Annotated in this window: 16 protein-coding genes; 1 reads left to right on the top strand and 15 read right to left on the bottom strand. The window is 57.5% G+C overall.

Going from position 1 to position 18980, the window contains the following annotated elements:
• Positions 1–25 precede the first annotated feature (25 nt).
• Positions 26–454: a hypothetical protein gene (locus ACK2VC_RS08795; protein WP_486729964.1), complete on the bottom strand. Its 429-nt coding sequence runs from the start codon at positions 452–454 to the stop codon at positions 26–28.
• Between the two features lie 136 nt (positions 455–590).
• Between ACK2VC_RS08795 and ACK2VC_RS08800 the strand changes: the two genes are divergently transcribed.
• Entirely contained in the window at positions 591–995 is a 405-nt protein-coding gene (locus tag ACK2VC_RS08800) for a transcriptional regulator (protein ID WP_486729965.1), read from the top strand.
• Here ACK2VC_RS08800 and ACK2VC_RS08805 read toward each other — a convergent pair whose 3' ends face one another.
• The 14 genes from ACK2VC_RS08805 to drmB form a co-directional block, all read right to left on the bottom strand.
• Positions 996–1919 carry a recombination directionality factor gene (locus ACK2VC_RS08805; protein WP_486733206.1) on the bottom strand — a complete coding sequence of 308 codons (924 nt, stop codon included), beginning with the start codon at positions 1917–1919 and terminating at the stop codon, positions 996–998. It lies immediately after the preceding gene.
• 120 nt (positions 1920–2039) lie between these two features.
• Positions 2040–3041, bottom strand: a complete 1002-nt coding sequence (locus ACK2VC_RS08810; protein WP_486729966.1) for a YqaJ viral recombinase family nuclease — start codon at positions 3039–3041, stop codon at positions 2040–2042.
• Between the two features lie 78 nt (positions 3042–3119).
• The gene (locus ACK2VC_RS08815; protein ID WP_486729967.1) at positions 3120–4079 is read right to left on the bottom strand and encodes a DUF932 domain-containing protein; all 960 of its coding nucleotides are present in this window, start codon (positions 4077–4079) and stop codon (positions 3120–3122) included.
• A gap of 220 nt (positions 4080–4299) precedes the next feature.
• Positions 4300–4674: a hypothetical protein gene (locus ACK2VC_RS08820; RefSeq protein ID WP_486729968.1), complete on the bottom strand. Its 375-nt coding sequence runs from the start codon at positions 4672–4674 to the stop codon at positions 4300–4302.
• A gap of 630 nt (positions 4675–5304) precedes the next feature.
• Positions 5305–5451 carry a hypothetical protein gene (locus tag ACK2VC_RS08825; RefSeq protein ID WP_486729969.1) on the bottom strand — a complete coding sequence of 49 codons (147 nt, stop codon included), beginning with the start codon at positions 5449–5451 and terminating at the stop codon, positions 5305–5307.
• Positions 5448–6551, bottom strand: coding sequence for a hypothetical protein (locus ACK2VC_RS08830; protein ID WP_486729970.1), 1104 nt, complete (start codon positions 6549–6551; stop codon positions 5448–5450). The genes ACK2VC_RS08825 and ACK2VC_RS08830 overlap by 4 nt, the downstream gene beginning before the upstream one ends.
• A gap of 96 nt (positions 6552–6647) precedes the next feature.
• A complete protein-coding gene (locus ACK2VC_RS08835) occupies positions 6648–7895 on the bottom strand; it encodes a type II restriction endonuclease (protein WP_486729971.1) in 1248 nt (415 codons plus the stop codon).
• A complete protein-coding gene (locus ACK2VC_RS08840) occupies positions 7892–8338 on the bottom strand; it encodes a very short patch repair endonuclease (RefSeq protein WP_486729972.1) in 447 nt (148 codons plus the stop codon). Before ACK2VC_RS08840 ends, ACK2VC_RS08835 begins: the two co-directional genes overlap by 4 nt.
• Positions 8338–9603 carry a DNA (cytosine-5-)-methyltransferase gene (gene dcm, locus ACK2VC_RS08845; protein ID WP_486729973.1) on the bottom strand — a complete coding sequence of 422 codons (1266 nt, stop codon included), beginning with the start codon at positions 9601–9603 and terminating at the stop codon, positions 8338–8340. The genes ACK2VC_RS08840 and dcm overlap by 1 nt, the downstream gene beginning before the upstream one ends.
• 286 nt (positions 9604–9889) lie before the next feature.
• The gene (locus ACK2VC_RS08850) at positions 9890–10450 is read right to left on the bottom strand and encodes a hypothetical protein (protein WP_486729974.1); all 561 of its coding nucleotides are present in this window, start codon (positions 10448–10450) and stop codon (positions 9890–9892) included.
• Positions 10428–12167 carry a hypothetical protein gene (locus ACK2VC_RS08855; protein ID WP_486729975.1) on the bottom strand — a complete coding sequence of 580 codons (1740 nt, stop codon included), beginning with the start codon at positions 12165–12167 and terminating at the stop codon, positions 10428–10430. The genes ACK2VC_RS08850 and ACK2VC_RS08855 overlap by 23 nt, the downstream gene beginning before the upstream one ends.
• Before the next feature lie 3 nt (positions 12168–12170).
• Positions 12171–15323 (bottom strand): SNF2-related protein, encoded by a 3153-nt coding sequence (locus ACK2VC_RS08860; RefSeq protein ID WP_486729976.1) that lies wholly within the window; start codon positions 15321–15323, stop codon positions 12171–12173.
• A gap of 60 nt (positions 15324–15383) precedes the next feature.
• On the bottom strand, positions 15384–17108 hold the full coding sequence (locus ACK2VC_RS08865) for a nuclease-related domain-containing DEAD/DEAH box helicase (RefSeq protein WP_486729977.1): 1725 nt from the start codon (positions 17106–17108) through the stop codon (positions 15384–15386).
• A gap of 3 nt (positions 17109–17111) precedes the next feature.
• Positions 17112–18977 (bottom strand): DrmB family protein, encoded by a 1866-nt coding sequence (gene drmB / locus ACK2VC_RS08870; protein ID WP_486729978.1) that lies wholly within the window; start codon positions 18975–18977, stop codon positions 17112–17114.
• Positions 18978–18980: the final 3 nt, after the last annotated feature.

Raw genomic sequence — 18980 nt, forward strand, 5'->3', positions numbered from 1 at the left:
CCCGTTAGCACGGGGTCAGTGACACTTACATCGTGTTGCAGGCGAATTTCTTCCCGTGGGGAAGAACCTGGGCGGCATTGCTCTTGGGATAGGTGATCGTCTTTTTTCCGGCCTTGACTACGGCGTTGCCCTTGCGCAGACCATCAATCAGCGACCTGAAACTGTTTTCGCCCACCCTGCTGTCTGCTGCGAATGGCCCTTCGTAAGTCACGCCGTTGACTGTCACGCTGAACTGCTTGGCTTCTGCGCCATTGCTGACCTGCTGCAGGGAGACGCTAGAGGATGTCTCTGCACTACCGTCTTTCGTGGGGCACGCGATGTGAAGCCGGATGCCCTGGTTGTCGATGAAATATTCGAGATTCCCTTGTCCATACCCTTCAGTCCACCGCCCCTCGGCAGCGAAAGCGGACAGGCAAAGGGATGCACACAGAACACCCAAAACGGAACGCTTCATGGGGAATTTCTCCTTTGGTTTAAAAAGTGAATAGGGTGAAAATGTTTGTCTTAGGCAAGATCAGTATATCCCAAGTGAGATATAATTAACCCAACTGGTTGCCATGCGGAATCATCGGGTACAGCACAATCGCTGCATGCCCACCCATGATGAAAAAGTCGCGTTCTCCAAGCGGCTGGAATTTGCCTTGCGTCGCAGTCCCGAGCCGGTCAACGGTGCGACTGAACTGGCCTTGCGCTTCAACCTGCGCTACGCCGGGACGGCGGTATCGACGCAAACCGCCCATAAATGGCTGACCGGCCGGACGATTCCCACCCAGGACAAACTCGCAACGCTGGCAAAATGGCTCAAGGTGGATGAACACTGGCTGCATTACGGCCCGCCTCCCGGGACACCGGAAGGCAAGGCCCAGGGAGGCAAGACGGCGGACCTCGAGCCGTCCGCCGACGCCTTGGACCTGGCATTGAAAATCCAGTCTTTGTCGCCGCAGCGCCGTTACCTGCTGGAAGAGTTGGTCAAGCAGTTGCAGGACACTGTTTGATCAGTCTGCGTTGGGGCTGCCTTGACCAGGTGGCGATTCCCCGTCCAGCTTCTTCACCTTACTCTCCAGCTTCTCCCGCAACCCTGCGGCGACCTTGCCGGTAGCGGGAATGGCATCGGCACTGGCCGCAGCAAAAAACTCCTCCCCAATATCGATCATCTCCTCAGCCGTATGCTCGAAGGCGCCACTGGCAAAGCCGCTTTCTGCCGCCGTATCCAGCGCCTCCTGGTCGAAGCCCATGGCGTCGCGCAGCTGATGCTCTTCCCTGGCCCGGTTGACCGCATCGACCAGGCTCAGGCCATCGCGGATGGTGAGGTCGACGTAATAGATGGGAGCGCGATGGCTTTGCGTGGTGCTCTTGCCGCGCAAACGCAGTTGCAGGGGCAGGCAGGCCAGCAAATTCCCGCAGACCGCCCGATAGTAGTGCAGTCGGGCGGTCAGGTTGCGGATGCTGTTGTAGCCAGTAGTGCGGAAGATGAAGGTGCCTAAGTCGTCGTCGTCCCCGATTTTCACGTTCAGGCGGCCATAGGGTTTGCACAAGCCATCCGAGAATTCGCATTCATCCGGCGACGGGCAGGGCAGCGATTGCACCTGCGCGCCGGCATAGCGCCGGCATTGCTCCCCGTTGCCGACGCACAGGGGGCGACCGCTCTTGCGGTCGAACAGGCAATACTCGGCGCGCAGGTTCAGTTGCGGATCGTTGAACAGCACCCGGATCGGAATCGAGCGCAGCTTGTCGCCATCCAGCTTCTGGCGCAGGTCGGCGTCGTAAGGATGGGTTACCCAGCCATCCCGGTTCTGCACCTGCGACGTGATCGTGAATTGATCGTCTTTTTCCGGCAGACGTTTGCCGTTTTTCTCGACCACCCGGCCGATCGAGATCCGCCCCAGTATCGGCGGGGTAATGGCTAAGCCTTTGATCATGATCTTCTCCTTGAAATAGCAAAGCCCGCCCCGGTTTTCGCATGGGGCGGACAGCACACACAGCCCCAGCAGAGGGGGCGACTGCATCGGTTGAACTGCGGTGGGGAAATGCCGACGGAATTACGTACTGATGAGAAAGCGGCGGCTGCCGGGTTTGACCAGCGGATAGCGCTGCAGCAGATCTGGGTGATCCTGCAGTAGCCTGGCAAGATCCAGGCCGCTGCCGTCCTTCGAGCGTTTCCAGCTGACGCTGCCGGTCCCGAACAGCGCCCGGCTGGCGTCGCCCATGCGCTGCTGCAGGCGCTGCTTGAGCTCCGCTTCCAGGCTTTGCCGGGTTTCGATTTCAGCCCGGACTGCCACCAGGTCGGCGAAAGTGGCCGACAAGGGGCGGTCGTCGCGCCAATCCAGGGTTTGACCGGCATCCTGTGGATACAGGCAGCGCAATGCCAGGTCCGCCGAATCCGAGCCATCGGCGGGTGGTGCCGTATCGGTCTCGACGTAACGCCAGAACTGCCGTTCCAGTTCGATCAAGCGGGCAATCAGCGCGTCGTCCCGATCAATCCGGTGAATCCGGATTTCCTGCCCGCACACCAGCACGCACACATCGGCCGCGGTTTTGCCGGTCACCGCCAGCTGATGCTGGACCTGGCACTGGACGTATTCCGGCACCCCGTCGCGCCACAGCCGGACACCGAACTCGCCCGCGGTCTTGCATTCCAGGATCTGCACGTCCCGGGCACCGATGACTTCCCGGTCAATGTTCGCCAGCATCCAGGCTTTGTCCGGATCGGGATGCTGCAGGACCGCGTTGATCCGTCGGACCCGGTTGCCCGAGCGTCTCGTATAGTGCGCGGCCACGATCGGTTCCAGCAACGAACCCCAATACATCGGCGAATTTTCGTCCTTGGGGTCGATCTTCGGCAAGTCGCCATCACGGCCGGTCTTGATCAGCCACAGCTCCAGTTGGGACTGATACGGATTGAGTCCGACAGCGGCGGCGGCATCACTGCTGCCGATGCCTCCTTTCCGAACGGTGAGCCAATCGTCCCGGCTCAGTTCCTTGGTCGAGACCAGCCGCAACGCGGGCCGGCTTGCCTTGACGGCAATCGCTGCAGTATTCATTCTTGTTCTCCTCGAAATAAAAAGCCCGACCAGGCGATAAGCTCAGTCGGGCGGGGTTGGGGGGATGCAACGATGGATTCAGGCAATCAGTAACAAGGCCTGGTCGAGCGCCTTTTGCTTCAGGTTGGCGCCTTGCCCAAACCAGGCCGATTCCAGCCGGTGATCGACACTGCGAGCGCGTCGTTCATGGTCGACGAACTCGGTCATGGCATTCAGCAGGCCCAATGCCGTGCCTTTGGACGAGGCCATTTCCGCGCCTTTACCGTGCCCATCGAACAGCGCCATGGCTTTCGCCATCGCGCGTTCGTTGGTGTGGCCGGCGGCGGTTTTGTTGTGGTCGGTAAAGACCCGCAAGAAGTAATTCAGCGTTTCCTTCGATTTCACCTTCCGTTCGCTCAGGGCTTTCATGCGGTACATGAACTCATCCCAGGTTGACACCGAGATGCCCAGTTTCTGTTTGACCGCCTGCGGATCGAACGCCGTGTTGTGCGGCACCTTGACCGCACCATGGCTGCCGGCCAGTGCCACCGCCAGGGTGTTGTTGCACACCACCCGGATCGAGGTGAATTGGGCCGTGGTGGCCAGGGTGCCATCGCAGGCGGTGGCCAGCAGCACGTAGGCGTTGGTGACGTCGTTGCCCTTGATAGTCGATGACTGCCCGGTGCGTGCCAGCGCCCAGATCTTGCGGCCGCCTTTCAGGATGCCGGCGGTTTCCAGCTCGAAGCCGGAGATTTCGGTCAGGTCCCGATAGAACTCCAGGATGTCGCGCGGCTGCACCACCTGGTAGCGCTGGCTGACGACCGACAGTGGGGCATGGGTGTCGGAGCGGAACAGGACCTTGTTTTCCGGGAAGGACAGGATCGCGCCGAGGGGGCCGGCGCTTTCGGTCATGAAGCGCACCGGCGCTTCCCGGATCTGCCAGTCCATACCGGCTTGCCGGGCCCAGACTTCAATCGGCTGCCGGGCGGTGAGTGGGTTGCCGAGACCGTGCCAGGGCGTGGCGCCGACGTAGGCCATGTTTTCGAGGAGATGTACCATGGGGTGTTCCTTTCATTTGCTACGCACGTGACGATGCCGCTGGGTCAAAACAGCAAAGGCGGTTCAGTGCGTGGGGTTGGTTACGGTCGTGTTACCACTGCGGTGCGATGGATCGGATGACTGCGGGTAGATCGAAGCCCGGCAGGATCAGGTTCGTGGTGCGGATGGTGAGCCGTGACGTACGGGGAAGGTTGATGCTGGTGGTCACCCCAACGGCGGTTTAGTGGTGCTGCTTGCCGAAGGTGTGGCCACACGCCAGACACTGGTAATTGTCTAGGACGGTGTCGTCCACAATGCTGCCCAGTGTGGTGCCCGCTGCACAGCCTGCAGCGCCGCCAAACAGTCCACCGAGGATCGCGCCCGCCAGACCACCGATGGCGATGCCGACCGGGCCACCTAGGGCACCGACAACGGCTCCTGCTTCGGCGCCGCTCATCGCGCCCGCGGCGCCTGCCGCCACGCCGGCAACGGTGCCGACGGCGCCACCGGCTTTCTTCGCGTAGTTCCTTGTACTGATACGGCTGGATTGGCAATGGGGGCAGATGAGGGACGGTACAGGCTGTTCCTCGATAATTGAAAAAGGCTGTTCTTGCATCGTGACTCCTTTAAATGTGTGGGGTTGAAACAAAAAAAGCCTACTTCTCGATGATCATCCGTCTATCGAGAAATAGGCCCTTCTGTTTTTGATGTACTACCTGGATCGTTGCGCTCATCCTCCCTAGTCAATTTCAGTCTGGTTGAATGTACCGAAACACAAGGAGTGAGCGGAGCGCGAGAGGGCGTGGTGATGTCGATAACGCAGCCGCCTCAGTACTGGGATATATGGTTGAATTTATTTTGAATCGCCTTGGAAGAGGCTCATCTTTAAAGCGCTCTTATAGGGGAATGGCTTTACACGCGATCGTGCTTGGCCCGAGTCACAGGTAATTCGGCTGTTTGCCGGACATCAATCATTCAAATGAAAAAAGGTTACAGGTGAAATCTGCAACCCTTTGAATCTATTGGTCGGAACCGTGTAATCACGTATGAGCTGGCTCATGCACTTCTAGAAGGCCAGTCGCATTCGAGTCTTGCTGAACAGCGACTTAGAGTAGAGATCGGGTATGGAACAAGACTCAGCCCAATGTTAGGAACGTTTGTACGCCGGAGAACGCCCATATCTTGATGAAGTGGTTGCACGTGCCTTTAGGTTTTTCCTGATGACGCGGAATCAGGACTTGCGATTTCACAATGAGCAGGTCTTGGCAGCCTGCCAGGTGAAACGGGTATTCGAGATCAGGAAGTGGGCACGGTTACCATATTGGGCGTCAGCGGTGCCGCCGTTATCCATACCGGAGCTATTAAATTTCATCCAGTCAAATAAACGGATCATTTTTCAACTTTGCTACGCAGCGCTTGCAAATGCTCCTCGTGAACAAAAGAGACGCATTCGCTTTTCATGGCAGCGACCATTTTTCTTGCGATTTTCTCCGGGGGATCCGAAAGAATACCGAGGTCACTGAAGGACTTGGCTGGGAGAGTACGATATTTCATTCCAGATTCGCCTGTAATTGTCGTGTGCGCCCCGGATTTTCCGGACTGGCCCGCTATCATTTTTTTTATGATCTGCCGGTTGAGGTCGACAGCGATCATTGCCGTTTTCTCTCGCGACGCAAGATCATTCAACAAATACATCGATCCGATTTCCTTCGACCAAAAAGGTTTGACCAATATGGTGTGTAAGCATCGAATTCCGGAGTCGACAAGTCTGCTAATCACAGCGAGTTCACCTTCGTTGATACCGAACCGGAGCGTAGGGTAATTCTCCTTTGGAGGTAACTCCATCGGAAACTTGTGTTTAACTTCCAATAACCAGATTTCGTTGTCTACCAGGAAGACGCGATCAAGGTTCCATACCCTGCGAAAATATGGCTGAACGCCACAATTAATCAGGATACGTGGAAGAACGATCTGCGTTCCTATTTCGCTCCCGTAATAATTCGAAATGAAGCCCCAGAACGCCTGCTTTTGGCGCATTTCATCCCTCACGGAAGCATTTACCGAGAAAGGCTTGTATTTTGTTTCGGAAAGTTTTTCCATGAGGATCGAAAGCGATTCAGGTGGCGCTACCGACCTTCCATTTTCCCTCTTCGTGGCGGTAAATCCGATGACGGGATTATATTCAAGCAGATAAGGCACGAATCCTTGTTCGAGTGCCAGTAAATATCGTCCTAGGCCTTCCGTTTTGGTGCGCGCCCAAACAAGCGCTACCCAACGCCCTGACGCCTTGTTCGTGTCGACCACGATGGTTTCCACATCGAGTGGAACGATTTTGCAATCGGCGGAGTTTGGCACTTTCTGAGCGATCTGATCGAACAGACATTCGACGACCAGCCCCTCGACGAGCTGATGCTTATCGGCACTGATAATTTTCTCGGCCATCGAATGGTCTACGAAATCGATATCACAAAGATTGCCCCAAGGTGTATGCATTCGTTTCTTCTTTTTGATAGGCGAATCGCCACGGGTTGCTAATTTCCGGATGCGAACCAGTGTCCGTACTTCAACTGATCGACCCGGGGCGTGTCCTTACGGCTCTTGCCGTTCGCGAACAAGAGCAGTGAAATCTGCAATGTTCATCAACCACGCCTGCTGCGCGGACGTGTAGGTCTGATGCAGCCCACCCGGCAAGACCAGTTGCAAGCGCTTCGCGGCCATTTCGTCGGTCTGCTGAGTGGAAATCGCGGTTTCCAGCGTCAACAGATGCTTGTCGTCGATCCGGTCGGCTTCGGCGAGCACCTGCCTCCACCGGTCTTTGCAAGTGGACTTCACTCCCAACATGGTCAGTTTCAAAGTGTCAAAAGCCGGATTGTGGTATTCGGCGATGCCGGGAAACAGGAAGTCCGGTTTTGCCTTGTTTTCCGTAACGGCAGTTCGGGTGTGGCGCAGACCGTTTTCTACGAACAGGAGTTCGAGATGGTTTTCCAGCGCGAGACCGACACGACTTTTGCGGCGGTTCTGCACCGACAATGAGAACGACAGGAAGCCGTCAACATCAACGCCAGCGGCCACGTCGCCTGCGAAACCTCGTGAGAGCCGGTCTGCGATGAGGTAGCGCTCAAGTGTGCGGAACAGGATTTCCTCGCGCTCCATCCAAGTCATGAGTACGATGTCCGGGTCATCACGTGGGTCAATTTCCTTGAGGGTCGAGCGTGCATACGCGGAGAATTCGCGTGTAGTAGGGAATTTGCTTTTGAATTTTTCAAGCATGACATCGAGGTACGTTTCAGCGGATGTCTCCACCACAACGCCGATGCTTTCCAGGATGAAGCGCGATGCAAACTCGATGCGGTCTTGCTCTGTTTCAAGTTCGGACTTAACGGAAAATCCAGGATGCGCTAAGTCAACAAAGCCGAACAACCACTCGATCTGCCGGGCTATGCTCGAACCGCTTTCTGCTATGACCACCAGCAAACCGCCATCGCGCGATTTCGCGATTACAAGGAGGTCACCAGCGGCGGCGTTCAGTGATACGTTTGTCGTTTTGAAGTAGAGACGGTATTCGTATCGCATGACCCCACGTTCGAGTCGTGCCCGCTGGCGTGCGTCATACCAAGTCAGTGTACTGTCTTCGACTATGGGCTCGTCGTCATGGTCCGTAAGATACATGAGCGTGGCTTCGTAATGTACCTTACCTTGCGGTTCGCCCAGGATCTCCCGCAACCCTTCCACGCCGTTGAACTCATGCTGGTGCGACGTAATGACATCAGCTTCAACCGCACTTAAACGCTTGGCCGCAACCCCCTCGAAATATTCGGACAGATACCCACGTTTCATCCCCGCTCCTCGATAAATGGGGCATCACTTCGAAGCCAGTCAGACAACCGTTGCGTAACGCCCTCGATATTCCTGTTTCTGCCACGTATTGCGCATTCCCAAACGATACCAACCCGCCACCCGCTCGCGAGCAGAGCGTCCGTTGTCTTGTGATCGCTCGATCGGTTCCGATCGATTTTTTCCCGCCAGAAATCCGGGCGTGTGCTCGGCCATTTGAACAGTGGGCAGTCATGCCCATGCCAAAAGCAACCATGCACGAATATTACTGCATGGAAGCGACGCAAAACGATATCGGGCTTACCTGGTAAATCTCGGGCATGAAGACGAAACCGGAAACCTTGACCATGCAGCAGGCTGCGGATCAGGATTTCCGGTTTGGTGTTGCGGCCCCGTATGCCGGACATCATCCGGCTACGGGTTACACTATCAACTACATCGGCCATTAGCCAAAGAGTGGCATTGCAAGCGGCGCGCCATCACGCTCATGCGCGATCAGCGCCTGGATATGTGGCACCATGATGCGCGCCACTTCCTGCATCACCGGCATGACGACGCTATTGCCAAACTGACGATATGCTTGTGTATCGCTCACGGGAATCTTGAACGTATCGGGAAAGCCCATCAATCTGGCACACTCGCGCGGCGTCAGACGGCGCGGACGTTTCGTCTTGCCTTGATAGACCAGGATTTCGGATCCGTCTTTATGATACCTGGCCGATAAAGTACGCGTAACGCTGTCCGGAAAGGCCATGCCAAAGCCGAATCCGTTGCCAGCCGCGCGGTGTTTTTCGGCGTAACTTTGCAGATAGGCCCACAGGTTAGGGGTAAGCGTGTACTTGGGCTGGAGGCTGCGCTTTTGGTGGTCGAAAAATCTGTCTTCGTCCCACTCCAAGACAGGTTCGGTGCCATCGGTCTTGTGCAGGATTGACGCCAGACGCGGGCCGTCCGTAGGTAAGCGCAGATCATCCCAGGAAAAGCCGGTTTTCTCGCGGAATCCAACAATGATGATCCGCTCGCGGTGCTGTGGAGTGAAATGCTGGCCATCGATCACCTTGTAATGCACGTTGTAACCAAGCTCATTCCGCAGTGTTTGCAGGATCACGTCAAATGTATTGCCCTTGTCGTGCGAAAGCAGGTTCTTCACGTTTTCCAGCAGGAACGCGGCAGGCCGCTTGGTGGCGATTATACGGGCCACGTCGAAGAAAAGCGTTCCTTGGGTGGTGCATTCGAAGCCGTGCGGACGACCGAGCGAATTCTTCTTGCTCACCCCGGCAAGGCTAAAAGGTTGGCACGGGAAGCCGCCCAAGAGCACATCATGATTGGGTATGTCTTCGGCGGGGAATGGCACTATGTCACCGACGAACGGGTGATTATTACCGTAGTTCTCGATATAGGTCTTTTTCGAGAAGTCATTCCATTCGCTGGTAAACACACACTCACCGCCATGTGCTTCGAAGCCCATGCGGATACCACCGATGCCCGCGAACAGATCGATAAAGCGGAAGTTCTGATCGCCTGCTGCAGCACAGGTCGGCGGCGTTTGCAGCATGTCCCGCAATGCCGGTTCGAGCATGATAGGACATGGCGTTTCGCCTTTTTCCCAGCGACCCACAGTCTTGGCATTCTTGCCGACGCGCTCGGCGATTTCACGTTGTGTGAAGCGGGTTCGTGCCTGCTTCAACAGTTCTAAGGGTTGGGATTTGGCCATGTTGTCATATCTGGGTAAACTTGCGGACATTATGGGTTATTGCCGCCCCCATTTCCAGGAATTTCTGAAATTTTGTGTCGGGTTGAGCATAGCCACGCAACGCTGAGCCGGGCCAAGTCAAAGTGGCCTGCCGACTTGCGATCCCCATAATTTTAACAGGGACACATAAAACACTGTATAAAAAAACAGTTAAATTGACACGCAACAAAACTATCCCCACGCTTGCCGGGACACGAATGCTGACCTGCAGCCCCAGATCGTTTGTTACAACTGGCTTACGCTTTGCTCAGGGAACAGCCAGCGCTGGGGAGAGCTTCGTATAGGGGCACTCTTTGGGATCGGGAAAATGAACAACATCCCACATGGAGCGATGGATATTCCTGGCACACCAGACCTTGCCACTGTGCTGCGGGTCGCGGACGAAGATGTAGGAAAACGCCCGGCGCTGAACGGTTACCCACGGTTTTGATTTGAAGCGCTCGGTGAACGTGGCCATGAAGTACGGCGCGGAAAGTTCGTTTGGGCTTTGATACGGATACAAGCCAACAGGACCAGCTTTTTCTGCGGATGGTATCCGGCCATAACGCAACGCGAACAGGCCCATGGCATTCTTTCGGACGACGCGTTTGATACGATTTATTTCCGGGCGGATGACTGGATTTCCGGTTTCGTCATCACCCCCAAGAGCTTGAAGCAGGTGCGACTCAAGTGCAGGGGATCGAGAGAGCGTTCGATCAATGATGCCACCTGGCGAGAGCTGGGTGGCAATTGCGGGCGACGAGGAGACAATGGACGCCAGTGACATTTGCTGCCAATTTCGTATCTCAACGCCCGTAAAGGTCTTCATGTGAATAGCGTTCCGCGACCGGCATCGTTAGTGCCGTGTCGTCCTCTACCTCCTTAGCAGGGATAATCCGTCCGAGAGAAAACGCATCCTGCGCTAGGCCGCACGCTACGGATATACGCTGGTAGTCAGTCTGCGTTCCGTTGAAATCCGCAAGCCGGGGGTGAAAAGGCAAGTGCATGATGTCGATGCTCCTGGCAACGCGCGTGCCACCGTCTCTTACTGCATCGACGTACCCGCATGCCGCTGCGCCGCCACCGGCGACGAACGTGCGCAGCCCGACGGACCACGCGTCCGACAGCCGATATCGCCTCGAGCGCGTTTTAAAAAATACGTCATGAACGGCCTTCTGCACGGCCTCCGCAAACAACACATCGCGTTGCCTGACATGGTTTTCGCTAATCCCCGACTGCACGGCAAATTCCGTAGTTTCAGCTATCGGCGACAGGTAGTCTGGAAGACGCTTGACATCGTTGTGTTCCGATCCCACCAGCCGGTTCTGAATCAACATCTGCGTACCAAGCGCCCTCACAACAGGAACAAGAAACGGGAAGGTGTCGTCGCCTTCAACATGATGGACAATGAACGTTGCGATGTCCATCGTCCCGCCTCCCACATCAACAAGCGCATGCAGTCCGTCGATGCGCTGCGGAGACTGGACATAACCGGCAATCTGGGCCACGAATTCCGGAGCGACACTCAGATCCTGCAGCGAGTCGGGTCGACCGCCGGCCGCCCATGCCATCGCTACTGCCTCCGCACCCGGCAGGGATATCGGATCCGCCGATTCACTCAGCAACCAGCCGGTACAGCCGAGCCTGTGGTACGTGGATTTCAGCCGTTCGTCTTCCAGACCATTGCTGGGCACGCCAAGATTGAAATGCCAGCGAATCGTTGCGTCGCCAATCTTCGTGGCATGCTTTTCGAAAACCCATGCCCGGATGTAACACAGCACCAGCCCGATAAACATCGCTGCGGACGCGACCGAGGCTGCCGATACCCCGGGAGAGAGGAACGGCAGCTTAAGGTCCTGTCTGATCTGAGTCGCGTCCGCGTTGGGGTGCTGCCCCAGGACGACAGATCCGTCGGTCCGGATCGTATATTCACTAGGCAAGAGATAAGGATCGGGCAGTACAGCCGTCCCTTCCCAGCTGATGGGATAGATCTTATCCAGCATGCCAACAGCTGCCTTGGTGTAGGAGGTACCGAAATCGAGACCGATCACGACATCAATGGCGCGCCGCTTCTGTCCAGGTGCGGCGAGCTGGACCCGCATGCCCTTTTCCACCCATTCTGCCGGAGACCGGAACCAGCTCTGACGGCTCAGGACACTCGGGCGGCGCGGCGTGATGATGTCGGGCACGGGAACCGGTTTTGGCTGAGAAACCGGCACTTCCGGGCTGCGCGCGGCAGTGGCTGGATGCGCGGAAGCGGGTCTGGTCTGGACAGGGCGGTTCAGGCTTACCGGAGCCGGTATATCCGGCTTCACAGCGTTTGCAGCCTTTACAGGCTTTGGCATTGTTTGCACCGATTGCCCGGTGCGTTGCTGCTTATCCCGCATAGTATCCGAGCCGGAGCCATGTTTCGGAGGCCGGCTGACAGTCCCGTACATGACTTTCGTCGAGCCGATTTCACGCGCCCGTTTTGTCTCCGGAGAATCAGAAGCTGGAGTCGCAAGCTGCTTCCTGATGTCCTTCAGCGCTTTCTTCCAGTTTTCCATGTCTCACTCCGTTGTGACGCGCAACACTCCGGCGCAGATCAGCTGGCTGTCAGGAATGACTTTTTCATGACGCAGCACCTGCTCTTTTTTCAGACCCATCTGAGCCCGAAGATTGTCTATCCGTCCCTGAGTTGCTTTCACAAGGCCGCTGCGGCCGAGAGAGGCGTGCCGAGCCCGTACCCCTTCAAGCACTTGCAGGCGACGCTGCAGATGCTGGTCGATCCCGTGCAGCTGGAACATGAGACGATCCGCGTTCTCATCCTGCTTGCGACGTTTGGCGCGCTGGTATACCTGATCCAGGTGGACATCCAGCACATCCAGACAGGCGGCCACCACGTCGGGCTTCATCAGGTGCGGTGCTTCGAGCCAGTCGTGGCCATGAACGCGTATCAGATTCAGGAGCGTGTCGGCCTGCTCCTCGGCGAGTACCTGGTGATTGTCGAGCGTACATACCGCGGCCTGCAGCCATTCTTCTTCGCGGACACCGCTGAATGTCCATCGGCGCACCGCAAACATGTAGTCATCCGCCGCCACACCTGCGACATCGCTGTGAAGCGTCACCGCAACCAGCGGATAAAAAGCTTCATCGAGTTCTTTCAGTTTGTGACCGATAAATCGGACAAGAGGGTGGAACTGATGGATCACTTCGCAGGCCCGTGTACTTGCACTTGTCACGCTGTTGATAAAGCGGCAGAGACGCGGCAGCGAATTCCCGAGAATTGTTTCTCCGGCGATGCCGTTGCGGCGGCAGTAATCTTCCAGCTCGGAGGCAGTCGACGCAGGCAACTGTATCGTGTACTCGTCCGGATTCGCCATTTTATGGAACTGGTGGCCAGGTGCGTGGCGCAGAAGGAAATCTCGGACATAAATGACAAGGTCGGTTTCGCTGACGCGGCGCGACAATTCTTTTGCCGCCGCGATTCGGTCGAGGACGATACCGCCGTGTGCCATCATCTGCGAGGCATTGCGTTCGAGTTCCTCCTGACGCTTGCGGACATTCTCCAGAGCCTGCCGCGCACGTTCGATCTCCTCATCTTCCTGCTCTGCAGACAGCTTCTGCGTAAGCAGGCGTGATTCGAGCTTCTGCACTGTTTCGCCAATGCTCGGTTCAGGTTCGCCCAGCGCTTCGCTGAAGACACGAAGCCGGCTCAGCAGCCGTGTAAAGATCCGGTCGTCAATGGTGCCCTGATAAAACAGATTCCAGATATGGATAACTTTGGCTTTTTGCCCGAGACGGTCAATCCGGCCGATCCGCTGCTCCACCCGCATCGGGTTCCATGGAAGGTCATAGTTCACCAGCAGTCGGCAAAACTGCAGGTCCACGCCTTCGGATGCCACCTCGGTCGACACTAGGACACGCAGGTCGGGCCTTTCACGGAATTCATTGATAAGACCCTGCTTGGATTCCGACATATTGCCCCACAGCAGAAGCGACGGCATACCGGAAACGTTGAGCCGGTCTCGCAGGTACTGCGCTGTAACCCGGAATGACGTGAACAGGATGACTTTTTCATCAGGGTTTTCTGCAAAGTACTCGCCGAGCACTTCCGTCAGACGTACCAGCTTGGAATCGGATTTTTCGAGAAACGAGGGATCGAGGTCACGCGGGCGGTTCGCGACCAGGAACTCCTTGAGCGAGGAACTGATGTCCTCAACCTCTACATCGTCTTCCGACCCCTCCGCGTCTTCCAGTACCTGCTCGGCCAGCTCGCTGACAAATGACATGTCCCCGCTCAGCCAGGCTTTTGCAAAAGCCGCCGGGCAGCTGCAGACTTGGCGCTGCGGCGTCGCCAGCAGAAAACCGTCGGAGATGCCGCGGCGCCAGGCGTAATCCCGGGTCACTTCTGTCACGTACTCATAGAACTTGCGCTCGGCGTCCGTCATGGTGACTTTTTCCGGATGGACCTCCCGCACCGCTCGTTCCATCTGCACGTCCCGCTTGCGGGTGCGCGTGATGACATGGCCAAGCAGATTAACCCTTTCCAGACCTGCAGCCAGTTCGGCCCGGCAGGCCGGATCCAACAGCATCTCGTTTGTCAGCGGCTCCTCGATCAGGGTGGCGAGCTGGCGGGATCCGGACAGCAGGCTGCTTGCCGCCGCTTCGCGGATATGGCCGACGATCTCGTCCGCTGTCGACGTGTGGCGCAACGCCGCGTCGCGCGCGGCAACCAGTGGCCGGTTCGCCACAAGCATTTCATGAAAGCTGGACGGATACTGAAAATGATCGGGATCGCACAGCCTCAGAAGATAAAACAGATCTTCGTTGTTCAGATTGATTGGCGTAGCGGACAGCAGTACGCGCTGCTGCGATACCTTCTGCAGCAGCTCGCCGAGGCGGTGCGCCGCGCTCTCGGGATTGCGCATGTAGTGCGCTTCATCGAACACCACCAGATCTATCAGGCTCTCGCCTTCAGGCGTACCGTCAAGCAGGTCTGCGAGCAGACGTCGCGACGACGGGCGTTTCTCCGCCGGTTCCCCCCCGGAGCGCCAGCTCTTCGGCGGCCGCAGGGACTGGTAGCTGGCAATCCATGCCTTTGCCGTGCTGCTTGCCGAAGTTCGCGACAGTTCGCCCGCCAGTTCGCGCGCATCGACGACTGCAGCATCTATGCCGAAGCGCAGCCGCAGCTCATCCTGCCATTTTTCCCGCAGCATGGCGGGACAGACGATGAGGAGGCGCCGCATATCCTCGCGCGCGCGCAGCTCCGTCCAGATGATGCCTGCCTCAATCGTTTTGCCGAGACCGACTTCGTCCGCAATCAGCATGCCTTCGGCAGGCGACTCGAGCAGGGTCAGCAGCGGTTTGTACTGGTGCGGGTAGAACTCGGTGTTGGTGATGCCCATCGAGTAGACCAGATTGGCAAGCCGCCCGGAAAGGTGCACGTGCGTCAGGCTTCGCCGCAGGTCTTCCGACCGTCCATAACGTCCGGATTCAATCAACAGGTACGGATCTCTGGACACAGTCGCAGTCAGCGGTTCCAGCTGGTCCTCGGCGACATAGTCATTCGCGCCGTCCTGCCATCGTATTCCGTAATACTTGAGGTCCCCGCGCTGACGTACCTGCCCCGTCGTCATCCCGGTCTTGCCCGGGTTGTCGATGCGCCGGACTTCCGTTCCTTTTTCCCACTCCACTCTGTTCTCCCGGTATTTCGAAGTCACGGCGTTCCGGCCGTCTCCACTCAAAATCACGACCCTCCGGCAGTTCCTGTCTGCTCCGGTTCACATCAACATATTCCGCTCCGTGAAAAGCACAGCCTGGCGCGCATATGCGGTCCTGGCCTCTTCCGGGAGAAACACCTTCAGTATTATGGTTGCCCGCGACAATCCCGCATAGTGCAGCATCGCCATCTGCGCTTGGCCGATGCGTTCGAGATCGATCGCCAGCACCACCTTGCGCTCAAGTCCCTTGAATCCATGCATCGTCGAAAAAAGGATAGCGTCGGTGCGCGGTGTTGTGACGTCGGTGATGGCGATACCGGCAAAATGGTCAAGGCCGGCAATCAGGGAATTTTCCTTTTTGCGCGTCGACAGGATCACGATGTCACCGGGGCGCACCTCTCCCCGGATGAGACTGCATATCTCGGTCTCCAGTGCCGACAGGAATCCGGCACGGTCGCGGTAATACACGTTGCCCGACTCCGGACCGTCTGGCGCTCCCTCAAGTGCAAGGTCTATGCCGGATACAATCGATGCCTGCACTGCAACCTGCCGGGTATTACGACAGTTTTCAAAGAGATCGTCGTGGGCGGGTTGCGCTTCGGCCAGTCGCTGAACGACCTGCTCCTGCGTTTCGGTGTTATAGATATTCTGTAACGGATCGAGAAATATATGCCAGCGCCCGCGGTTGAGGCCGGCATTGAGCAGCACATCCAGCGCCTCCAGATTTTCCGGCGTCAGCAGATCCTGCGCCTCGTCGACCACCAGCGCATCATAGCTTTTTGCTCCGCATTCAATGGCTGCCTCGACAAACAGCTCGGGAAACACTTTTCCAAACAACTCCGTCGTGTCCGCCTCCTCCTTTATCCGGTCTGCGAGGCCGGCGCGACCGATCACCTCGCGATAGAGCGAGTGGACGTGGCGGACTTCAATGCGGTTGGCATGCGGGTCCTCCGCCAGCGCAGAACGGATGTGATCGGCAAGAAGATGATTGAAACAGAGATAGAGGACACTGTGGCCGTCGGCTGCCAGTCGTCTGGCACGTTCGACCGCGATGATAGTCTTCCCCGTACCGGCTTTGCCGCTGACGATCGTGCGCGGATTGGCTGCCATGCGCCGTGACGCGCGAATCTGGTCATTGGACAGCTGGATCAGTCGGCTTTCGACGCCATTGAGCCAGCTGCCGAGACTGAATGCGGACTCCACGTCCGGACGCAGGATTTCGCGCGCGCGCCGGGTGTCGGCACGGGTTGGCAGCCGCGGCGCGTGGCCATGCCGCGCCTGATAGGTAGCCGTCCAGTGCCGCTGCAGATCACCGATATAGAACCCCAGATTTCTGCGGAAGTCCCTGCGGTCCAGCAATACCGCCGGCTCGATCTCGGCGCCGGATGCATTGAAGGTTTCCATCGGCATGACGACCCCGAAACCGAAAAGCAGCCGTGCCATCTCCGGCTTGGCCGCGGCAAGCCGTTCCTTTATCGCAAACATGGTGGTCTTGGCTTGGGTCCACGGGTCTTCTTTCTTAGTGTAACCGGGGGCACCAGGTTCGCCGTAGTACCAGATGCCATCGCGGCAGGATACCTTGCCGCCCTTGACTTCCAGCGCAAAAAATCCCTTTGTCGACAGCACCACAATATCGGCTTCGCCCCAGATCTTGGTAGGATGGCCCGGCAACCCGAGCGAGTGCAGGATGATCCAGTCATCATCGAGGTCTCGGCCGAGTTTTTCGTAGACGGTCCGTTCGCCGAACGGACACTCCTTGGGCGTGTCTGGAATCAGGACAGCCATGATTTACTCATCAATGCCATGGAAATATCCTTTCCAGCGATATTCCGCATCGCCGGTCAACATGGCCCGATCGAGTTCACGGTTGAATTTTTCGCAAGCAGTTTCGGGCACCAGCACGCAGCAATGACAGGCTGCACCACTGATTTTTTCTCCGGACTGAGCAGGATCGGTTTCGAGGCACACCGGGTCGCTGCCGCACCAGTGGGCATTGCGTATTGCCTGCATGACGATATGCGGCAGAATCTGCGGATCGGCAAGGCGTACCAGTCCGCCGAGACTACCTTCGGAATCCGGTGACCCAGTATAAATCAGCACGCCGTTCATTGCGGACGCACCGCCGGCCGCATCGGCAATATAGAGGCGCTCCCGGAGCGCCGACGATGAATAGCCGCAATCCACCGAAATTTGCCGTATCAGCGCGTGCGCGAACGTGTGTACCAGCAACAGGCGGGCAGTAATCGTGTAGTCCCTCTCATAACCGCGTGCGGCCGCTACCGCGGCCGATGTTGATTCCATCGCGGCGACACGTCCGGCGATTGCCGGATTGTCCTGTATCCACTGGTCAATTTTTTCCGTGCGGAAGCGAAGAAACAGGCCCTCACCGCGGATTTCGCTGGCCGGCAGCCAGTTGCGGTGCCCGAGAGAGAGCCGGGCGATCCTGCCTTCGGCAAGTGCCTGAGCAATCCGCTCACCGGCGACCGGGTAGGGTTCAATCCGTGAGAATCCTGCCAGAGCGCGGACTTCGCGAAGCCGGGATACTCCGGCAACCAGGTCGAACCAGCGGTCGAGCGGTGGCGGGGGAGGCGCTACAGAGTTGCAGAACTGTGGGACGAATCCGCCAACGATGTCATCATCGCGAGCCTGCGACAGAGCGGCGTATTCGTCTGCCCGCGAGCTGCTTTCCGTGTAGACCTTGGATGGGTCCGCAATCTGTTTTCTTTCCCGGTATGCCGCCAATAAAGCTTCATACGGCACGTCATACTGTCCCGCGATGTGCCGTATGACAGGTTCGACGGCATCGGGCGGCATAGCCCCCAGGCTCATCCAAGACTCGTCAATTACCTGAAACACACTGTCTGAGACCGGCGGAATCGACAAGGCTGACGCGACGACAGCAAAATGAACGTTGGAGGCACCGCGTTGCAGCACGCGCACACGGGCGCCGCAGGAAGACGAATGATGATTCAGCCAGGGCTGGTATCCGGAACAGGGTTGTTCCAGCACGTCGGACCGGAAAGCGTCGCCGAGCGTGGACTTCTCTTTACAGTGTCTGCATTTAACGTACAGGTCCCCGAGCGATGCCGACCGTCCGTGTGACAGTAGCTCCAGTGATGGGTTGTCACATATACCCTGTGCGCGGTTGCGGTGAGCCCACCACTCCCATGGGAATTCATCAATATGACCGTTGCGGCAGGCCACGACGAAGCGTACCGGTGTCGTGAAGGTACGGCATTCAACGCATGTAAGGCGACTCTGGTCCGTTGCCAGCTCAAACGGATTTCCTTCCTTTCCTATGCGATGACATTTCGGGCACTCATGCCATTCCGGGAATCTGACTGCCGGCAGCGTGGGCTTGATTTCAACCAGGGCAGTGCCAGGCACCGGCTTTACCACCGGCGGAAGCCGGAAATGATCAACGCCCAGCTGCGCCTGCAGACGCGCTTCCGTGATGGTGAGTGACGGGGCTCCTGTCGCGCCGTCCCATCCTTCGAGTCCCATCGGCATGAAGGAACCCTTGTCCAGATCGATGATGGCACCGATACCATAAGTCGATATCAGCTGCGAACGACGGATTTTACCCAGCGGTTCAGTCCCTTGGGAGGCCGGAGCGCCGTTCGTCACAGGTTTTGCATAGCGGCGTGTCACCATTTG

Source organism: Herbaspirillum sp. WTB6 (genome assembly GCF_057457785.1).